The organism is Streptomyces barringtoniae (assembly GCF_020819595.1).
Lineage (GTDB): Bacteria > Actinomycetota > Actinomycetes > Streptomycetales > Streptomycetaceae > Streptomyces > Streptomyces barringtoniae.
In genome coordinates this window covers 317,448-333,812 of record NZ_JAJHNP010000003.1, presented here as the reverse complement: position 1 = coordinate 333,812, position 16,365 = coordinate 317,448, and the positions used below count along the sequence as shown (strand labels likewise).

The 16,365-nt window shown below is 71.4% G+C and carries 10 protein-coding genes; 4 read left to right on the top strand and 6 right to left on the bottom strand.

Features of this window, described 5'->3' with window-relative positions:
• Positions 1 to 139: 139 nt before the first annotated feature.
• Together LMU33_RS06360 and LMU33_RS06355 are read right to left on the bottom strand one after the other, a co-directional pair.
• A complete protein-coding gene (locus LMU33_RS06360) occupies positions 140 to 907 on the bottom strand; it encodes a GNAT family N-acetyltransferase (protein ID WP_228618104.1) in 768 nt (255 codons plus the stop codon).
• Between the two features lie 267 nt (positions 908 to 1,174).
• Positions 1,175 to 1,966, bottom strand: a complete 792-nt coding sequence (locus tag LMU33_RS06355; protein ID WP_228618103.1) for an SDR family NAD(P)-dependent oxidoreductase — start codon at positions 1,964 to 1,966, stop codon at positions 1,175 to 1,177.
• A gap of 97 nt (positions 1,967 to 2,063) precedes the next feature.
• Here LMU33_RS06355 and LMU33_RS06350 point away from each other — a divergent pair, with 97 nt between their 5' ends.
• On the top strand, positions 2,064 to 2,675 hold the full coding sequence (locus LMU33_RS06350) for a TetR/AcrR family transcriptional regulator (RefSeq protein WP_228618101.1): 612 nt from the start codon (positions 2,064 to 2,066) through the stop codon (positions 2,673 to 2,675).
• Positions 2,676 to 2,714: 39 nt separating this feature from the next.
• Here LMU33_RS06350 and LMU33_RS06345 read toward each other — a convergent pair whose 3' ends face one another.
• A complete protein-coding gene (locus LMU33_RS06345; protein WP_228618100.1) occupies positions 2,715 to 4,781 on the bottom strand; it encodes a SpoIIE family protein phosphatase in 2,067 nt (688 codons plus the stop codon).
• A 218-nt stretch (positions 4,782 to 4,999) separates the two neighbouring features.
• On the opposite strand from LMU33_RS06345, the gene LMU33_RS06340 reads away from it, so the two are divergent.
• Both LMU33_RS06340 and LMU33_RS06335 read left to right on the top strand, forming a co-directional pair.
• Positions 5,000 to 7,498, top strand: a complete 2,499-nt coding sequence (locus LMU33_RS06340) for a SpoIIE family protein phosphatase (protein ID WP_228618098.1) — start codon at positions 5,000 to 5,002, stop codon at positions 7,496 to 7,498.
• Between the two features lie 46 nt (positions 7,499 to 7,544).
• Positions 7,545 to 8,348 carry a maleylpyruvate isomerase family mycothiol-dependent enzyme gene (locus LMU33_RS06335; protein ID WP_228618096.1) on the top strand — a complete coding sequence of 268 codons (804 nt, stop codon included), beginning with the start codon at positions 7,545 to 7,547 and terminating at the stop codon, positions 8,346 to 8,348.
• 11 nt (positions 8,349 to 8,359) lie between these two features.
• On the opposite strand, the gene LMU33_RS06330 is transcribed toward LMU33_RS06335, so the two are convergent.
• Both LMU33_RS06330 and LMU33_RS06325 read right to left on the bottom strand, forming a co-directional pair.
• Positions 8,360 to 9,490: a PP2C family protein-serine/threonine phosphatase gene (locus LMU33_RS06330; protein ID WP_228618094.1), complete on the bottom strand. Its 1,131-nt coding sequence runs from the start codon at positions 9,488 to 9,490 to the stop codon at positions 8,360 to 8,362.
• A 125-nt stretch (positions 9,491 to 9,615) separates the two neighbouring features.
• Positions 9,616 to 12,522: a lectin gene (locus tag LMU33_RS06325; protein WP_228618093.1), complete on the bottom strand. Its 2,907-nt coding sequence runs from the start codon at positions 12,520 to 12,522 to the stop codon at positions 9,616 to 9,618.
• 260 nt (positions 12,523 to 12,782) lie between these two features.
• Between LMU33_RS06325 and LMU33_RS06320 the strand changes: the two genes are divergently transcribed.
• Positions 12,783 to 14,618: an arabinofuranosidase catalytic domain-containing protein gene (locus LMU33_RS06320; protein WP_228618091.1), complete on the top strand. Its 1,836-nt coding sequence runs from the start codon at positions 12,783 to 12,785 to the stop codon at positions 14,616 to 14,618.
• A gap of 42 nt (positions 14,619 to 14,660) precedes the next feature.
• Here the strand turns inward: LMU33_RS06320 and LMU33_RS06315 are convergent, their stop codons facing one another.
• Complete coding sequence (locus LMU33_RS06315; RefSeq protein ID WP_228618089.1) at positions 14,661 to 16,307, bottom strand: APC family permease; 1,647 nt, start codon at positions 16,305 to 16,307, stop codon at positions 14,661 to 14,663.
• Positions 16,308 to 16,365: the final 58 nt, after the last annotated feature.

Here is a 16,365-nt window from a genome sequence, read left to right as displayed (position 1 = left end):
TCCCGGTGGTTGCGTGTCCGCCGGTCCCGGTGGTCAGGTGTCCGTCGGCCCTGGAGGTTGCGTGTCCGCCGGTCCCGGTCGGCCCCGGAGGTTGCGGGCCCGCTGGCCCCGGAGGTTGCGTGTCCGCCGGTCCCGGAGGTCACGCGTCCAGTGAGATGTACAGGCGCGTGCCGCCGGGCCGGAAGCCGACCCTCTCGTACACGCGGCGGGAGCCCTCGCCCGAGTACTCCAGCCACACGGTCCGAGCTCCCCGGCCGAACATGGTCCCGGCCAGCGTCGCGGTGACCGCGGCGGCGATGCCGCGCCCCCGGTACGCGGGAAGCGTGCCCACGCCCGCCAGCTCCGCCGTGCCCTCGGCGGGCGCCGAGCAGATCGCGCCGCCGGCGCAGCCTCCGCCGGGAGCGCGGACGAACCGGACGGCTCCGCCGCCCTCCTCGGTACGCCGCAACCGGGCCGCGCCTTCCGGCGACGGGCCCCACTCGCCGCCGAAGGCTTCCGACAGCGCGCTGTCGATCGCGGTGTAGTCCGCCTCCGTGGCGGGGGCCTCCACCTCGACCGGGCCCGCCGCGCCGTGGCCGGAACCCGGCACGGCCAGCGCGGCGGGCGTGCAGACCAGGTATTCGTGCACCGCCTCCGTGCCGAAACCGGCCCGGCGCAGGGCGGGCTCCACGGCGGGGGCGGTGTCCGGGGCGAACTCCAGCCGGGGCTTGAGCCCGCGCTCGCGGAACGCGTCGATCAGGTCGGCGACGTCCCGGTCGGTGGGCTCGGCGCCGGGGAAGGGGGTGGCGTAGTTGACGTACGGGCTGGTCGTCGAGGGATCGAACCCCACGACGAAGCCGCCTACTTCACGTGCCGCCGGGCGGCGCAGGAGGTGGGCGACGGCAAAGCTCTGGACATCGGTGCGCACGATGAAGACCTCACGGTGTGGGCTGGCACAAGGGAACGACCTCTGCAAGGAGGCGAGCGGTGTACGGGACACCACGTCGTCGGGCCGCCGTGAGGAAACGTCAACGGTACTGCGGAGCACTGCCGTTGGGCAGGTGGCTCAGTACCGACGGCGGCCGCTGGGGGACGCCGGAACCATGGACCTCAGTCCTTCGTGACGAGTGGTCGGATGCGCTGTAGAACTCGACGGATCTTGCCATGGCGGTGGAGTGCCTGACAAGAGGCCGTTTCAGCGGCTCGCGCGCTGCGCCGCCACGATCGCCTTCACCGTCGGCTCCGCCCCGGCCAGCCGCTGCACCCGCTCCGCGAACCCCGGGAACTGTGACGCGACCTTGGTGAGGAAGCGCAGCTCGGGTGGTGCCACGTTGACCTCGGCGAGATCGCGTTCGATCGCCCGCGTCACGCCCTTGCAGACCTGCGCCGGCGAGACGGTGCGGACACCGCCGGGCGTCGCCGAGCCCGTCTTGGCGAACATGCCCAGATCGCGTACGAAACCGGGCTGGACGATCGAGACGCCCACGCCCGTGCCGTGCAGATCCTGGCGGAAGGCCAGCGAGAGGCCGCGCAGTCCGAACTTCGTCGCGGTGTACAGGGACGACGACTTGGTGGCGGCCATGCCGGACAGCGACCCGACGAAGCAGAAGTGACCGCGCCCGGCGGCCACCATGCCCGGAGCGAGCAGCCGGGCGAGCATCGCCGGCGCCCGCAGGTTCACGGCCAGGGCGCGGTCGATCTGTTCCGGTGTGTAGTCGAGGAGGTCGCCGCTGGACGGCAGGGCCGCGTTGGCGATCAGGATGTCCGTGCCGGCGGCCTCCTCGGCCAGCCGCCGCACATCGTCGGGGTCGGCCAGATCGGCGGCGACGGTCCGGGCGTTGTAACGATCGGCGAGGGGTTCGAGCGCTTCGAGGCGGCGGCCGGTGAGTATGAGACGGGCGCCGCGGGCGGACAGTTCGGCGGCGAGCGCGCCGCCGATGCCGCCGGTGACACCGGTGAGCAGAACGGTTGACCCGGCAATGTGCACGACTAGCCTCCAGTTCCTGTTCGTTCGAACGAACAATAGGGAGGCCGAGCGGCCCTGTCCACAGCCCAGGTGACCCGGTGATGGAAGAATGCAGGCCATGCCGCATGCCGCCCCTACCGCTCCGATGCGCCAGCGCATCATCACCGCCGTCCTGAGGATCATCGGCGAGGACGGAGTCGCGGCGGTCACCAACCGGCGGATCGCCAAGGAAGCGGGCGTGTCCCTCGGTTCGGTCACCTACCACTTCGAGACCCAGCACGAACTGTTGCGGGAGAGCCTGCTGCACTTCGTGCGCGAGGAGGCCCGGCACTTCACCGAACTGGCCGACCAGTGCCAGACGGAGGGCCTGGACGTCGAGGACGCGGCGTCGATGGCCGGCCAGGTGGCCTGCGGCTCGGCCCTGGACAGCGCCCATCTGGCGCCCTTCGAGCTGTACCTCCACGCCGGGCGTGACGAGCGCCTGCGCGAGGCGGCGGCCGAGGCCTTCCGCGCCTACGACCTGCTCGCCGCCCGGATCCTCACCGCGCTGGGCGTCCCCGACGCGGAACGCCTGGCCGCCACGACGGTCGCCCTGGTGATGGGCCTGCAACTGCGGCGGCTGGCCACCGGCAGCCCCGTGGACGACCTGGTCGACGCGCTGCTGCTGCTCGTGCGCGGCTCCGCCGACCGGCCGTCCACGGCCGCTTCAGGGGAGTCGACGGCACAGTAGGGCGCCGGACGCCGGCCGAACCGCACCGTGCGGCCCGGCCTACAGGGCCCGGGCGACGAGCAGGGCCACGTCGTCGTGGTCGTCGGGGTGGCGCAGGCCGTACAGCAGGACGTCGCAGGTTTCCTCCAGTGGCCGGTTCGGCTCGTCCAGGAGGTCCAGCAGGACGTCGAGCCGGTCGTCGATGGAGTGCTGACGGGTCTCCACCAGGCCGTCGGTGTAGAGGACCAGCACATCACCGGGGCGCAGGGCGACCGTCGTGGTGTCGAACCGGACGCCGCCGACGCCGAGCGGTGCCGCGGCCGGCAGTTCCAGGAGTCTCGGTGCGTCACCGGGCCGCGCGAGCGCGGGCGGCATGTGTCCGGCGTTGGCGATGGTGCACTGCCCGGCCGTGGGGTCGTACACCGCGTACAGGCAGGTGACGATGTAGTGCTCCAGATCGCAGGTGATCTTGTCCAGGTGCTGGAGCACCGCGGCGGGGTCCAGGTCGAGATCGGCATAGGCGCAGGTGGCAGTGCGCAGTCTTCCCATGGTGGCCGCCGCGTCGATGCCGTTGCCCATCACGTCACCCACCACCAGGGCGGTCTTCTCGTCGGTCAGCGGGATGACGTCGTACCAGTCGCCGCCGACCTCGCTGGTGGCCTGCGCGGGCTGGTAGCGGGAGGCCAGTTCCAGGCCCGTGTGGTGCGGGGAGTGGTCGGGCAGCAGACTGCGCTGCAGGGTCAGGGCGGTGTTGCGGACGCTCTGGAACCAGCGGGCGTTGTCGATGGCGACGGCGGCCCGGCCGGCGAGTTCGGCGGCCAGGACGACGTCGTAGTCGTCGAACGGCGCCGGATTGCGGGTCCGCTTGAGGTCGAGGGCGCCGAGCACCTCGCCGTGGGCGATCAGCGGCACGGCGAGGTACGAGTGGACGCCGGCCTCGGCGAGCAGCGCGCCGGACGCGGCGTCCCTGGCGATGCGCGGCAGATCGTGCGGCCCGACGTGCCGTACCAGAACCGGCCGCCCGGTGTGGACGCACAGGGTGACCAGGCGGTCCCCCTCGTAGGCGGCGATGTTGCCGGGAGGGTCGGCGGCGCGCAGCGCGGGGGTGGGATGGGCCGCTTTCAGGGCCAGGGCGCGGAAGAGCTCCGGGCCATTGTCCGGTCTGCGCACACGCCGGCAGGACAGGGCGGAGTCGAGGACGTCCACGGCGACCACGTCGGCCAGCGCCGGCGCCGCGATCTCCGCCAGTTCATGGGCGGTCTGCTCCACGTCCAGCGCGGTGCCGACCCGCGCGGAGGCGTCCGCGATGAGCGCCAGGCGCCGCCGCGCCCGGTCGGCCTCGGCCGCCGCGCGGTGCCGCTCGGTGACGTCCACGACCGAGACGGCCGCGCCCAGCACCCGGCCGCCGGGATCCTCCAGACGGTAGAAGGACAGCGACCAGGCGTGCTCCTGGCCGGCATCGGCGGGCGGCCGGCCGACGTGGTACTGGTCCAGCAGGGGCGTACCGGTGGTGAGCACCTGACGCAGGGCGGACTCGACCGTGTCGACGTCCGGGAAGGGCAGGGTCTCCCTCAGGTGGCGGCCGATGTGGTCCTCGGCGCGCGTGCCGTCGATCCGCTCCAGCGCCGGGTTGACCAGGACGTACCGAAGGTCGGGGTCCAGGAGGGCCAGACCGATGGGGGACTGGTTGATCAGCCGCTCGCACAGGGCCAGGTCGGTCTCGACGCGCTGGAGCAGGGTGTGATCTGCCGCGATGCCCAGCGCGTAGACGTCCCCGAGGTCGTCCAGCAGCCGCATGGTCCGGAACTCCGTCAGCCGGCTGCTGCCGTCCTTGTGCCGGACGGGAAACGCGCCGGCCCAGCCCCGACCCGTCTCGAGCACCTCCGCGAACAGACCCTGCACGGCCTGCAGATGTTCCGGGTGGACGAGCAGGCGCGCCGCGGGCTTGCCGAGGGCCTCCTGCGACGAGTAGCCGAAGAGGTCCTCGGCCTGCGGGGTCCAGAAGACGATGCGGCCACGCATGTCCATGGCCACCGCGGCCACGCTCAGCACGTCCAGCAGCCCGGTCGGCCGGGGCGTCCCGTCGCCGTCTTCCTCGTGGCCGGCTGCCAAGGAGTCCGTTGCCATGCCGGTTCACCTCCACCGGCCGGGTGGGCACGCGCGGACGCCGTCGACCGGTGCTTCATGGTCCCTTCCCCCCATGGTCCCTCCGGCCCGGGCCCCGCCCAACCGCAGGGCGCCGCATCCGGGGCGGAGCCGCCGCATCCGGGGCCGGGCCGGCGCCTCCCGCCGTGTCCGTGCGCACCACGGACAATCAGGCTCATAGTGGTGTATGGGTGAAACTGATGGAATCTGCGCCAGAGGGCTTCGCCGCAGCCACGCCGCCGGGACCGGGTGATCTCCTCGATGCGTCCAGCGACGCGGCTGCGGTGATTTCGGAACGCGGCGTCGTGGTCGGCTGGACCCGCAGCGCCGAGGCACTCCTTGGCCACGCGGCACGGGACGTCGCGGGCGCCTCCGCCGCGCGCCTGCTCGCCATGCCCGGGGATCCCGCACGGCTCGCCGGCGTCGTGGAGCGGTGCCGCGCCGGAAACGGCTGGAGCGGGCAGATAGCCGTACGGCACCGCGACGGCCGCAGTCTCGACGTCCAACTGCGGGTCTCGGCCTCGTTCCGCATCGGCGACAGCGAGTGCTTCCTGGTGTCGGCCCGGGAACCGCGTCAGCGGTGGAGCATGGGCCTGTCGGTCCTGGACGGGTTCCTGACCCGTTCACCGGTCGGCATGGCCGTCATGGACACCGATCTGCGCTACGTCTGGCTGAACGACACCCTGGAACGGCTGGGCGGGGTCCCCCGGGACGAACGGCTCGGACGGCGGCTGAGCGAGCTGCTGCCCGGGCTGGAGGGCCAGACCCTGGAGAGCCTGATGCGCACGGTGCTCGCGACGGGCCTGCCGGTGACCGACCACGAGTACACGGGCTGGAGCTGGGCCGACCCGCACCGCCGGCACGCCTACTCGGCCTCGTTCTTCCCCCTGGTCGACGCCGCCGACGCCATCACCGGCGTCTGCTACATGGTCCAGGACGTCACCGAGCGGTGGAACACCCGGCAACTGCTGACCATGGTCAACGAAGCGGGCACCAGCATCGGCACCACGCTCGACGTGATGCGGACCGCCCAGGAACTCGCCGACTTCGTCGTCCCCCGCTTCGCGGACTTCGTCATCGTCGACCTGCTGGAACCCGTGCTCAGTACCGAGGGCCACGGGACGTGGCTGACCGACGCGGGCCCCGCCCCGGCCAGGCCCGTGATGCGCCGGGCGGCGCAGCGCTCGGTGCGCGAGGGCACCCCCGAGGCTGTCGTCATGATCGGCGGCAGGGTCGACTTCATCCCGCCGCCCCACGACAGCAACCTGCTCACCGAGGGCGAACCTCTGCTCATCCCGGTCCTCGACCCCTCCGACGAGCAGTGGGCCACCCGGGACCCGGTGCGGACGAAACGCATGCGCGAGTACGGCATGCACTCGCTCATCGCCGTGCCGATGCGGGCCCGGAACACCGCCCTCGGCCTCGCCACGTTCGTCCGGTCGCTCAACCCGGTCTCCTTCGGGCCCGACGACGTCCTGCTGGCCCGGGAACTGGTGGCGCGCGCGGCGGTGTGCGTCGACAACGCCCGCCGTTACACCCGGGAGCACACGGCGGCGATCACTCTGCAGCGCAGCCTGCTGCCTCCCGCCCTGAGCGGCGGCACAGCGCTGGAGGTGGCCTCCTCCTATCTGCCGGCGGACCCCTCCGGGGGCGTCGGCGGCGACTGGTTCGACGTGATCCCGCTGTCCGGTGCACGGGTGGGCCTCGTCATCGGCGATGTGGTCGGCCACGGCATCGGCGCGGCGGCGAGCATGGGCCGGCTGCGCACCGCGGTGCAGACCCTCGCCGTCATGGAGATGCCCCCCGACGACCTGCTCGCCCATCTCGACGACCTCGTGCTCCGGCTGAGCGACGAGGAGGCGGCCGCCGGTACGGCCGCCCGCAGCACCTTCATCGGCGCGACCTGCCTGTACGCCGTATATGACCCGGTCAGCAGGCGGTGTGCGATGGCCCGGGCCGGGCACCCGCCGCCCGTCGTCGTGGCACCGGACGGACACGCCTACTTCCCGGAGATCCCCGCCGGGCCCCCGCTCGGGCTGGGCGGCATGGCCTTCGAGTCCGGCGAGATCGAACTGGCCGAGGACAGCCTCTTCGGCCTCTACACCAACGGGCTGATCGAGGGCGGCGACCACGACGTGGAGCGGGGCATGGCCCGGCTCGGGGAGGTCCTCGCCGGCCGGGGGGACGACCTGGACACGCTGTGCACGTCCGTCGTACGGCAGCTCGTGCCCGTGCCCCAGCCCGACGACATCGCCCTGCTCCTGACCCGCACCCACACCCTGGGAGCCGACCAGGTCGCCTCCTGGGAGGTACCACCCGACCCGGCCGCCGTCGCCACCCTCCGCGCCCTCGCCACCCGCCAGGTCGAGGACTGGGGCCTCGCAGAACTCGCCATGACGACCGAACTCGTCGTGAGCGAACTCGTCACCAACGCCATCCGCTACGCCGCCACGCCCATACGGCTGCGGCTCCTCCGGGACTCCCGCCTCACCTGCGAGGTCCACGACGCCAGCAGCACGGCCCCCCGGCTCAGGCACGCCAGGAGCACGGACGAGGGTGGCCGCGGGCTGTTCCTGGTGGCCCAGCTCGCCCAGCGCTGGGGCGCCCGGTACACCGGCGACGGGAAGATCATCTGGGCCGACCAGGAGATCCCGCCGAACCCGGATTTGCCTTCGAGTGGACTCCAGCATCCAGACTGACCGTGACGGAATCCGTGCCGAGGACAGAACAGGACGGCAGCAGCCGATGACTACACACAGGGCGGGGCATCCGCTGCCGTACGACACCTACCGCGAGGCCGTGGCCCGCGAGACCCTGCGCTTCTGCGAGGTCGTCCGGGGCGCCGACCCGGCGACCGCGGTGCCCTCCTGCCCCGACTGGACTCTGGCCGACCTCGCCCGGCACGTCGGATCGCTGCAGCGCTGGTTCGGCACCCTGCTGACCCGGCTGGTGCGGGAGCCTCCCCGCAGCCGCGAACTCGAGCTCGGGCTGCCGGAGAACGCGCGGGACTATCCCGACTGGGTGGCGGCGGGGGTGCCCGGTGTGGCGGCCGTCCTGCGGGACACCGATCCCGAGGCACCGATGTGGGTGTGGGGCGAGGACCGCCACGCGCGGTTCTGGGCCCGCCGGATGCTGTTCGAGACGCTGGTGCACCGGGTCGACGCCGAGCGTGCCGTCGGCCTGACCTCGGACATCGACCCCGCGCTCGCGGCGGACGGCGTGGACGAGTTCCTCGTCAACCTGCCCTACGCGGGACTCTTCGCCCCGGGCGTGACGAAGCTGCGCGGTGACGGCGAGACCCTCGCTTTCCGCAGCACGGGCGCCGAAGGCGACCCCGGTGAGGAGTGGCGGATGCGGCTGGACCCGGACGGTTTCCGCCCGGTGGGCCGCGATGCCGAGGAGTCCGAGCCGGTCACGGCGGCGGTACGGGGTCAGGCGGCGGACCTGCTGCTCCTCCTCTACGGGCGGCGGTCGTACCAGGACCCCGCCTTCGAGGTCTCGGGACGGACCGCGGTCCTCGACAACTGGTTCGCCCACACCGCCTTCTGACCGGGCCGCGCTCACTGGGCAGACGGCTGCGCCGGCGGTTCCCCGGGCAGCGACGGTTCCTCGGGCAGCAGGCAGACCGCGAGCGCCGCGGTGTCGTCCTGCAGGCCGTTGCTGTAGGCCAGCAGGTCGTCGTGCAGCCGTGCGAGCAGCTCCTTCGGGGGAAGCGGACCCCAGGAGCGGAGGCGGTCGAGCAGCGGGTAGAAGGCGCCGGCCGCGTCCCGCGTCTCCGTGACACCGTCCGTGTACAGCAGCAGCTGATCGCCGGGCCGGAACGGGTAGGCGTCCAGGTGGTACGGGTCCTCGACCAGCATGCCGAGGTTCAGGGGCGGCGCCGGCCGCCCGCTGTCCAGTTCGCGCACCTCGCCGGCCCGCAGCGAGACGGGCGGCGGATGACCGCAGTTGACGATGCGGACGACGTGCTCCTCGGTGGGGACCTCGGCGAACACCGCGGTGACGAACCGTTCGCTCGTCTCGGTGCCGCCGAGCTGCGTCGCCCGGCGGCTCATGCTCGTGTCCACGCGGTCCGTCAGGGCGAGCAGGTCGGGTGCGTCGAAGGCCGCCTCGCGGAACGCCCCGAGGAGGGCGGCGGCGGTCTCGACCGCCAGCAGTCCCTTGCCCCGCACGTCGCCGATGAGCAGACGGACCCCGAAACGGGTGGGGACCGCCTCGTACAGGTCACCGCCGATCCGGGCCTCCGCGGCGGCGGAGAGATACAGGCTCTCCAGCAGCAGGTTGCCGATCCGGTGCGGTACGGGGCGCAGCAGGACCCGCTGCGCGGTCTCGGCCACGGACCGTACATCGGCGAGCGTGCGTTCACGCCGGATCCGGTGTTCGGCCAGGATCGCGCCGATACCGCCCACCAGGGCCGTACAGATGTAGGAGGCGACGTAGTGCCGGTCCCACAGATAGCCGGCCTCCCGGCCCGCGCAGCAGGGAGTGCCGGCCAGCACCGCTTCCAGGCCGACGGCGAACACCGTGGCGGCACCGACGGCCACGGGCCCGTACGCGAAGGCGGCCAGGACGGGCACGGCGATCAGCGCGAAGCTCACCGGCCACTCGACGGGCGTGGCCGGCTCCAGCAGCAGCACGGCCACGACGTAGAGCACCGGCAGCCAGCGCAACCATGCCGGAGGCGCCGGCACCCGCGTTTCCGTGGCTGCCGGCGCCTCCGGTTCATGTCCGATCCGTCCGTGCCTCACCCTTCCAGCCTGGTGTGCCGCGCCCCCGTACCCCCGTGATTGCTCCACTCAACGGCATGTTCCGGCGGTCAGCCCCGTCCCCGTGCCGACGAGGCGTTGCCGAAGCCGATCGCGAAGACGTGCAGGCCCCCGGCGGCGACATCGGACGGCAGGCGCACGCCGCTGACCGTCTTGCCCGGGCTCAGGGCCACCGGTGCCGTGGCGAACACATACGTCTGTGTGCTGTCGGACGCGGTGCCCGCACGGTTGCGGTAGGGCATGGTCACGGCGACGGTGTTGTCGGGACGCGGTGAGGCGGCGCCCGCGCTCAGCGTCCAGTCGGACAGACCGAGGGGGACCGACTGCGTCGTGCCGTCCGTGTAGGCGACCGTCGCGGTGCCGGACACCGGGCCGTTGTTGGCGGCACCCAGGAAGGAGATGCTGCCGGAGCCGGACGTCCGCACCGTCTGCCCGTTCGCCTGGTAGTTGTCCGCAGCGCCGGGTGCCACGTCGGGCCAGGTGAACGTGACCCCGTTGGCCGTGACCTTCGAGCCGGGCGTGACTCCCGCGGTGGCCAGGGCGTGCGCGGAGTAGCTGTAGCCCGCGCCGTCGAAGTTGGCCGAGGCCGCGGCGGTGTCGGCCGACGTCCCGACGTCGGTGTACCCGGGCGCGCCCGGGTAGGAGCGCGGGGCGGCGGAGGGGTCCGACGCCCAGGACGTGTTGGGCGAGGTGCCGAGTACGTAGGTGAGGGTGCCGCCGCCGGTGAGGGCGCCGTCGGGCGCGTGCGCCGCGTTCCAGGCCGTACCGTTCCAGGTGGCCGACTGCACGTACGGGGCGTCGTCCGCGGCGCCCGTGCCGTTGACCGTGAGGGTGCGGCCGGACGGCAGGGTGATCACCGCCTGGCTGAACAGCGGGCTGCCCAGGGCCAGATCGGCGGTGCCGGGCGTCTCCGGATACATGCCGAGGGCGGACCACACGTACCACGAGCTCATCTCGCCCAGGTCGTCGTTGCCCGCGAGACCGGACGGGCCGGCGGTCCAGATCTGGTCCTGGACCTGCCGGACGACCTTCTGCGTCTGATAGGGGCGGCCGATGTAGTCGTACTCCCAGGGGATGTTGAGGCTGGGCTCGTTGCCCAGGTCGGTGTATCCGCCGGCGCCGGTGAGCGAGGACAGGTCCGTGTCGAGGTACTTGGCCAGGGCCGCGTCTCCGCCCATGGCGGTCGCCAGTCCGTGCACGTTGAACGGCACCATCGGCGTGTACTGCCAGGAGTCGCCCTCGACGAAGTTCTTCCCCGACGTCGGCGAGAAGCCGGCCGTCCAGCTGCCCGAGGCGTCGCGCGGCCGGATGAAACCGCTGCCGAAGTCGAACAGGTTCTGCCAGTCCTGCGCCCGGTCCGCGAACCGGTGCTGGTCCGCGGTGTGTCCGAGGGCGCCGGCGAGGGCGGAGACGGCGAAGTCGGCCGAGTCGTACTCGAGCGTGGTGGACGCCGCGCCGTAGAAGTTGCAGCAGCCGTACTTGCCGTTGCTGGGCAGCCGGCCCAGCTGCTCCAGATAGGCGAGACCGGGGCGGTTGTCGTTGGGGACGGTGGCCTCCGCGATCATGCCCTTGAGCGCGGTGGCGGTGTCGAACTTCCTGGCCCCGAAGGCGTAGTAGTCGGCGATGATCTCGTCCGCCGGATCGCCGACCATGACATGGGTCTCCCCGTTGTTCTCCGACCACTTGGGGAACAGGCCGGTCTGGCGGTAGTCGTCGACCATCGACTGGGCGGTGTCGGAGGCGGTCTGGGGCGCGAGCAGGGCCTCGAGCTGGGCCTGCGAGCGGTAGACGTCCCAGCCCGAGTAGTTGGCGTAGGCGGCGCCGTGGCCGGGGTCGACGGTGTGGACCTTGCCGTCGAAGCCGGGGTAGCGGCGGTTGGTGTCACTGATCACGTTCGGATGCAGCAGCGCGTGATAGAGCGCGGTGTAGAAGACGGTCTGCTGGTCGGGTGTCCCGCCGGCGATCCGCACCCGGCCGAGCAGGGACTTCCAGGCGTTGTGCGCAGCGCCGCGCACCTTGTCCAGGTCCCAGCCGCCGTTCTCCGCCTGCCGGTTGCCCACGGCGCCGGCGGAAGACACGTACGAGATGCCGACCTTGGCCTGAACGGCCCGGTGGGTGGTGGTGTCGAACGTGACGTAACCGTCGGAGCCGCTCGCCCGGGGAGCGAAGGCGCGGGGCGTACGGGGCACGGTGCCGTGCAGCGTCGGCTTGTTCGGCGCCTCGGGCGCGCTGGGGGAGGCGTTGCTCCTGGGCGTGGTGGGCGTGGCGGCGGCCAGGGCGGTGCCGCTGTGGCGGAACGGCTGGTCGAAGACCATGTCGTAGTAGACCGTGTAGGAGTTGCCCTCGCCGCAGAAGTTGCCGCTGGTGACCTTGCCTCTGACCTCTCTGTCGTTCACCACGTCGAACTCGGCGGCGCTGTCGCCGTTCTCGCTGTCCGTCAGCTTGAACAGGAGGTTCGCCTGACTGGTGGACGGGAAGGTGAACCGGGCCATGCCGCTGCGGGTGGTGGCGGTCAGCTCCGTCCTGACGCCGTTGTCCAGCGTCACCGTGTACGAGCCGGGCGTCGCGGACTCGTTGGCGTGCGAGAAGCCGTCCGTGGCGCGGGGGTCGACCGCACCGACGGTCGGCAGCACCGGGATGTCGCCGGCGGCCCGGCAGCCCGGTCCCGCGATGTGGGTGAGGCCGAATCCGGTGATGGCCGAGTCGGCGTACTCGTACCCGCCGCCGTCGGGCCGGTGCGGGCTGGTGTCGGGGCTCCACTGGACCATCCCGAACGGGGTGTCGGCCCCCGGGAAGTCGTCGGCGGCGTGCGAGGTCCCGATGAACGGATCGACGACGGAGGCCGGATCGGCGACCGGCGCGAGGGAGACGGGATCGGCGTGGGCGGGGGCGGCGCCGACGAGCAGGGCGCCAGTGGCCAGCACGGACAGAAGGCGGAACGGCACCATCGTGACCATGTCCCTTCGACAACGTTGTCCCGAAAATTGCCGCTGCAGCCCCTGCTGTCAAGGACGCGCGGTACAGAACCAGCCGTCCGCCTGACATGACGTCGCATCAGAGTGAGCAGCCATCAACTTGGCCCAAGTCCAAAACTTTTCATAAGGCCAAAGCAACAAATCTTGACGGCAACCACCACGGTGCGTACGTTCCGCAACTGCCGTCCCGGCGCTCCAACTCGACTGCTCCCAGCCCCGGTCAACCCATCGAGGAGTCCAGCATGCGTGGAAGCCCCAGATCGGTCGCGTCGCTCCTGGCCGTCATCGGCCTCGTCCTGGGCGCGTTGCTCGGCCTGCCCGGACCGACGCAGGCCGCGGGTTCGCTGCCCTGTGACATCTACGGCGCCGCCGGCACCCCCTGCGTCGCCGCGCACAGCACGGTGCGCGCTCTCTTCTCGTCCTACGACGGCCCGCTGTACCGGGTCACCCGCGTCTCGGACGGGGCCGGCGCCGACATCGGCCTGCTCTCCCCGGGCGGTTACGCCGACGCCGGCCGGCAGGACACGTTCTGCGCGGACACCACGTGCGCCATCACGAAGATCTACGACCAGACCTCGCGGCACAACGACCTCACCCCGGGCCCGACGGGCACCTCCGGCATGGGCGCGGACCGGGGAGCGGACGCCTCCGAGATCGCCGTCACCGCAGGCGGGCACAAGGTGTACGGCGTGTGGATCTCGCCGGGAGTCGGCTACCGGTACACGGGCGCCGCCTCAGGTGTCGCCGTCAACGGACAGCCGGAGGGCGCCTACATGGTGGCCAGCGGCACCCACGTGGGCTCCGCCTGCTGCTTCGACTACGGCAACGCCGAGAGCACACCGGCCGACACCGGCAACGGCCACATGGACGCGGTCAGCCTCGCCACCACCTGCTACTTCGCACCGTGCACCGGTTCCGGCCCCTGGGTCGAGGCCGACCTGGAGAACGGCATGTTCCAGGGTGACAACGGCTCCAACACGGCCAACCGGGGCAACGCCGGCACCTTCGTCACCGCCGTGCTCAAGAACGACGGGCAGACGCGGTACGCCCTCAAGGGCGGCGACGCACAGTCGGGCGCACTCACCACCTGGTGGGACGGCGCCCTGCCCACCCGCGGCGGCTACCGGCCCATGCACCAGGAGGGCGGCATCATCCTCGGCACGGGCGGTGACAACAGCAACTGGAACATGGGCACGTTCTTCGAGGGCGTGATGGTCTCCGGCTACCCGAGCGACGCCGCCGAGAACGCCGTCCAGGCGAACATCGTCGCCGTCGGCTACTCCGGTGAGACCGACGTCCCCAACGGCCCCCAGGGCACCATCACCGGCCCTGGTGGCAAGTGTGTCGACGTGGCGGCCGACGACACGGGTACCGACGGGGCGGCCGTGCAGTTGTGGGACTGCCAGTCGTACGCGGAGGACCAGCACTGGACGCATTTCGCCGACGGAAGTCTGCGCACGCTGGGCCGGTGTCTGGACGTCAATGGCAACGGGGTGGCGAATGGTGCGAAGGTGGAGTTGTGGGACTGCAATGGTGTGGGTGGGCAGAAGTGGGTGCAGCAGGGTGATGGTTCGTTGCTGAATCCTCAGTCGGGGCGGTGTCTGGACTCTCCCGGTGGTGCGACGGCGAACGGGACGCGCCTGCAGATCTGGGACTGCAACGGCTCGGCGGCCCAGAAGTTCTCGGTCGACGGGGGTGCCCCGATCGCGGGACCTGGTGGCAAGTGTGTCGACGTGGCGGCCGACGACACTGGCACGGACGGGGCGGCCGTGCAGTTGTGGGACTGCCAGTCCTGGGCGGTCGACCAGCACTGGACGCATTTCGCCGACGGAAGTCTGCGCACGTTGGGCCGGTGTCTGGACGTCAATGGCAACGGGGTGGCGAATGGTGCGAAGGTGGAGTTGTGGGACTGCAATGGTGTGGGTGGGCAGAAGTGGGTGCAGCAGGGTGATGGTTCGTTGCTGAATCCTCAGTCGGGGCGGTGTCTGGACTCTCCCAATGGTGCGACGGCGAACGGGACGCGCCTGCAGATCTGGGACTGCAACGGCTCGGCGGCCCAGAAGTTCCGGCTGGGCTGACAGCGGGTCGCCCCTGGGCCGCCATGGGTGGTACGCCAGGTGTCAGACGATGTCCGCTTCCTCCGGTACGACGACCTGGTCGATCAGGTGCTGGATCTGTTCGCCGGGCAGGGCGACCGCCATGGCCCAGTAGTAGATGAGGAGGCTGAACGCGGCCGTGACGCCGATGTCCCACCACAGCGGGAACCAGGGGTGCTTGAGCGGCCCGAAGTCGCTGAGGTAGACGATGAGCCCCATGCCCACCAGGTAGACCGGCAGCCACTGAGCGGCGCGCAGGTCGAGCTGGGGAGTGATGGGGTTCATCTTGAACACCCGGTTGGCCACCAGGATGACGTAACCGATCAGGATGGCGACGCCGAGCTTCCAGTCGGTGGTCCAACCCGACCACAGGATCAGCAGGTTGGCGACGATGAAGGCGAGCGGCGACATCACGCCGCCGGCGGGCAGCCGGTAGGGACGGTGGGCCTCGGGCAGCCGGCTGCGGAACACCCCGAAGGACAGCGGGGCACCGGCGTACATCAGCACGCTGGCGCTGGTGATCAGGCCGACCAGGGAACGCCAGCTGGGGAAGGGCAGGAAGCAGACGCAGCCCACCACGAAGGCGGTGATCAGACCCACCCAGGGAACACCGCGCCGGTTGGTGTTCTCGAACGCGGACGGCACATAGCCGTTGCGGCTGAGGCCGTACGACACCCGGGAGGAGCCGGTGATGTAGATCAGTCCGGTGCCGGCGGGGGAGATCACGGCGTCGAGATAGAGGACGGTGGCCAGCCAGCCCAGGCTGATGAGCGTGGCGACCTGCGCGAACGGCCCGCTCAGCGCGGTGAACGCGGAGTTGGCCCAGTGGCTGCCGATCTGGGAGGCGGGCAGCGCGCCCAGGAAGGTGACCTGCAGCAGGATGTAGATCAGGATGCCGAGCAGGATCGACCCGATCACCGCCCGCGGAATGTCCCGCTTCGGGTTGGCGCTCTCGCCGGCGAGCTGGTCGGCCTGCTCGAAGCCCAGCAGCGCGAAGATGATGCCGCTGGTGGACACGGCGGACAGGATGCCCTTGGCCCCGTACGGGTTGAAACCGTCCGCCGCGGTGAAGTTGCCGGTGTGGAACTGGGCGATGGCGAACACGAAGATCGTCAGCAGGGGGACGCCGACCTTCCACCAGGTCGCGGCGCTGTTGGTGCGGGCCAGGAGCCGGATGCTGAGGAAGTTGATGGCGGTGATGACCGCCATCAGTCCGACCGCGACGGCGATGCCCGGCGGGGTCAGGACGTGCTCGCCGCCCTTGACCTTCTCCCAGCCGCTCGCCCAGGAGTAGTGCTGGCCGTACGTGATCATGGCCAGCACCTCGATGGGCGCCACCGTGGCGGCCTGCAGCCAGGAGAACCAGCCGAACGACGCGCCGGCCGCGCCGCCGAAGGCGTAGTGCGGGAAGCGCGCGGTGCCACCCGAGACCGGGTACATGCCCCCGAGCTCCGCGTGCACGAGCGCCAGGATCAGGATCGCGACGCCGCCGATGGCCCAGGAGATGATCGCCGCCGGCCCGGCGGCCGCCAGGGCGCCCTGTGCGCCGAACAGCCATCCGGATCCGATGATCGATCCCTCCGAGGCCCAGATCAGGCCGACGAAGCCGATCTCACGCCGAAGTCCGGGTTTGTGTGTTTTCGGGCCGGGTGTCGCCTCTGACACGGCCATGGTTACACCCCCTCGATAGGGTGATATGCGTCACTATCGTGCCACGCTGACGCGGTCA